The organism is Brenneria sp. L4-2C, from assembly GCF_040240335.1.
GTDB lineage: Bacteria > Pseudomonadota > Gammaproteobacteria > Enterobacterales > Enterobacteriaceae > Brenneria.
In genome coordinates, this window is sequence record NZ_JBEIAC010000048.1 from 1 (window position 1) to 3330 (window position 3330).

Below are 3330 nucleotides of genomic sequence, written 5' to 3' on the forward strand. Positions count from 1 at the left end.
TAAAGCGATTATAAACCGTTTTCCAGGAGCCATATCGCTCAGGTAAATCGCGCCATGGCGCACCAGAACACAACACCCAGAACATACCGTTGATGACTTTACGATGCTCAGCCCATGGGCGTCCGGCTCGTGGGGATGTAGGTTCAGCAGGCAGTAAGGGCTGGATGATGCTCCATGCTTCATCGGGAAGATCGTATCGGGCCATATCTCAAAGTGTTGTGGAAATAAGTAGTTACTATAGCTCAGATGATTAAGGGACACAGCCTAGTTTGATAACAGTAAACGTTAGATGAACATGCCGGCACCGACTGGCTGACTCGCAGCGGATTGCTCGGCCGATCGCTGGAAATTGAACTGCTGCCCGTAAGATGACTATTCGGGCGGAATCTGGGATAATGCAGGCTTAATCATTGGGCGGGTAAATAAAATAGCTGGGAAGATAAAGTGGTCTTACCCGGCTTAAAATCAAACGCTCGTTAATAAATTATCTACAAGCTCAAAACCAGACACACCCATTGTTGTATAATTAGGGTATTCAGAAACAGGAATACGTCTAATCTCCTCTTCACCGTTATAGAGACCACCTGCATAATTGAATATTCTCAATTTTTTCTTTTCCTCACTTAAATCAGCATATCCAATAATTTTCCATAAACCATTATTAATTTTTTGATTGCCTGTAAATATAACTTTTGTTGCTTTACCGAATTTCTCAATAGACATCGGGTTTAGAAGGCCATCATTATTAAACTCTTCATCATCCTGTATAAATAGCAGACAAAAAGCGATTACCTGCTTAAACTTCCCTTTTGGTGAAAAAATAATTTGACATATGGCATATTTACCATTACTTAAGGGGATGGAAAAAATATCACCTTCTCTATATTTCACTTTCATAGACCATTACCCTTAAAAATATAAATTATATCATTTAATTCCTTACTACCCCAATCATGACTATGTCCGGCAATATCATATGTAACCGCATTAGGATTATTGGGGCTGTAAGAACTAATTTTATTCAGCAGGTTGGTCAAAGGATCTGTAGACTTAGCACCACCATGAAGATCCATGATCCTTTGCTCCAAAAACTTAGCTTCAGCTTTGGTCAAATTATTATCAAATATGGTTAACTGATCCAAATGAGATTTACCCGGCGTATTTGCATGGATATTTAAACGGGACGGCGCATCTCCTCGACCAACATATAAAATACTCTTCCCATCATGTAATACATATAATCCTTGACCATTTACTGGATCATAGTTTTTCCCAGTTCCACCAGCTTTACGCGTCGATGGTAAACCTTTACAGGGGGTCAACCCCAGCGGATCGATCCATGTTAGCGGGTTTTTGACATACGCATAAAGGTTAAGGCCGCCTCTTAGCCCCACCGGATCCTGCGTCGTAAATCTTCCAACCACCGGATCAAAATATCTAAACAGGTTATAGTGTAGCCCCGTTTCGCTGTCAGCATATTGACCGGCATAGCGCAGCTGCTGATGCAACGCCCCCTGCGTACGACCGGTTTCCCGATGCAGGCGGTCACGGGTAAATTCACTCACCATCTGCTGGTTGAATTTCATCGCGATGGCGTGACCGGAGCCATAATACAACCATTGCAGCCGGTCCCCCTGCGGCAGCGTCAACGCCTGCAGGTTGGACAGCGCATCCCATTGGTAGCCCAACTCGCCATTGACGCCCTGCTCAGACACCAAATTGCTGGCCCTGTCGTATTGCAGGCGAACGGTATCCGCTTCAATGCCCAGCTCGATGCCGACGGCGGTCGGAGTGCGCATCAGTGTTGTCAGGCGGCCTGCCGCATCGGTCTGGTGCGTCAACTGCCCGAAAGCGTCATAGGAATAGGCCGTCACGCTACCGCCCATCAACGAGAAAGTTGACTATGGCTGAGACGTATTCTAAGTCAGTCGGCGCGGTAAATACAGCAGCTAAAACAGAACGTTACTGCACGGTGAGATACGCTCCGCACAAACCTGTTGCAAACAGGTTTGAACAGTTTTAGCTGGCCCACAGGGCGAGCCTCAGAATGAGGCGAGTAAAACGGCAGAGCCAACCCGCCGCCCGCCATCAATATCAGCGGCAAGTGGCTACAGGAAGCCGGGTTCAGCACCGGGCAGCCACTCAAGCTGCATGTGATGCCCGGCGGCATTGTGATTACCGTGCAGGATATTCGTGAGTAGTGGCACTGTCTGGAAGGATTACGCCGGGAGCCGTTCGATGAACGCGCCGCCGCCGACTGGCTCAACCGCTTTCCCGGTGGGCTGGACAAGGTGGGCGCGCAATGAGTATTCAGACGGCGTTTTATCCGGGTGAACTGCCGGAGCTGACTCTCACCGGCGACGAACTGGCTCAGGCGGGCTTTAGCGCCGGGACGTTGTTTCGTATCAGCCTGTACCGCAACGGGCTGGTGCTGGTCCGGCTGGATGAGGACACCGATATCGCCGCGCTGCTGGCAGAGCTGGACGGCCATGACTGCGAGGGTGCGGACTAGATACGCGATAGCGGCGAGCTTTATCTGGTGGGCGACTGACTGACACGCAGCGGCTTGCTTGGCTGGTCGCTGGAGATTGAGGTGCTGCCCGGTAGGGTGATTATTCGGGCGGTGTCTGGGGTTATGCTGGCGTAATAATACAGGCGGGTAAATAAAAAAGCCGGAAGGATCGTTAGATCGCTTCCGGTTTTTAATCTAAAACTAAGGAAGAGTCAGTTCAAAATGATCTGGCTGGAACGCTTTATCAACTACAAAATCAAAAAAGTCTTTATTCATAGATACAGGAGGTTCATCTAATGAGGAGTCATAAAAATATACATCATTTGAATAATGCCCGGCTTCTTTTAAAAAACCATAATATCCACCGGTTTCATCGTCACTAAAGGCCAAAAAATTTTCAGGCATGGCAATATACTCACCATTCTTAAATAAGATATACCATTCACTATTAGGACTTAATGAATATATATTCAGAAAAGCAAAGTGTCCGGCTTTATATCTCAATGAAAAAAATACATATTTTTCAGGAAGATAACCATCAATCTCTTTTTCTACTTTTTCGGCTTCTTCCTTTATCGCTAAGTGTTCATCTTCCGTGAGAAACCAATTAGGTTTTTTACTTCTAACATAATCGACTATTTTTACAAACTGATCTTGCCCAGCGACGGTGGACACAGCCTTAAGCGAGGTTTCTTTCCTCAAATTGCACCGGGCTTAGCCCGCCGTTGGCACTATGCCGTCGGTGCCGATTGTAGTCTATCTCGATATACTCGAATACCGCCGATTTCATCTCCTCCCGCGTGTTGAACCTCTCACCG

At 47.0% G+C, this 3330-nt stretch carries 5 protein-coding genes and 2 pseudogenes; 2 read left to right on the forward strand and 5 right to left on the reverse strand.

From position 1 onward, the window contains the following. The 3 genes and pseudogenes from ABRZ26_RS24880 to ABRZ26_RS24890 all read right to left on the reverse strand — a co-directional run. A partial coding sequence (locus tag ABRZ26_RS24880) for a transposase (protein WP_319602908.1) occupies window positions 1-205 on the reverse strand: 205 nt, incomplete at its 3' end. A gap of 260 nt (window positions 206-465) precedes the next feature. Then, the gene (locus ABRZ26_RS24885; protein WP_319606691.1) at window positions 466-897 is read right to left on the reverse strand and encodes an Imm26 family immunity protein; all 432 of its coding nucleotides are present in this window, start codon (window positions 895-897) and stop codon (window positions 466-468) included. Next, window positions 894-1826: pseudogene (locus ABRZ26_RS24890) on the reverse strand (RHS repeat-associated core domain-containing protein); the annotation flags it as partial. The gene ABRZ26_RS24885 and the pseudogene ABRZ26_RS24890, both read right to left, overlap by 4 nt. 252 nt (window positions 1827-2078) lie before the next feature. Here ABRZ26_RS24890 and ABRZ26_RS24895 point away from each other — a divergent pair. Continuing rightward, window positions 2079-2201, forward strand: a pseudogene (locus tag ABRZ26_RS24895) (SymE family type I addiction module toxin); the annotation flags it as partial. 101 nt (window positions 2202-2302) lie between these two features. Next, complete coding sequence (locus ABRZ26_RS24900) at window positions 2303-2512, forward strand: hypothetical protein (RefSeq protein WP_319606693.1); 210 nt, start codon at window positions 2303-2305, stop codon at window positions 2510-2512. Between the two features lie 201 nt (window positions 2513-2713). Here ABRZ26_RS24900 and ABRZ26_RS24905 read toward each other — a convergent pair whose 3' ends face one another. Both ABRZ26_RS24905 and ABRZ26_RS24910 read right to left on the reverse strand, forming a co-directional pair. Further along, window positions 2714-3214, reverse strand: coding sequence for an SMI1/KNR4 family protein (locus ABRZ26_RS24905; RefSeq protein ID WP_319606694.1), 501 nt, complete (start codon window positions 3212-3214; stop codon window positions 2714-2716). Next, window positions 3192-3330, reverse strand: a 139-nt coding sequence (locus tag ABRZ26_RS24910; protein WP_319602909.1) for an IS3 family transposase, incomplete at its 5' end; no start/stop codon positions are given. The genes ABRZ26_RS24910 and ABRZ26_RS24905, both read right to left, overlap by 23 nt.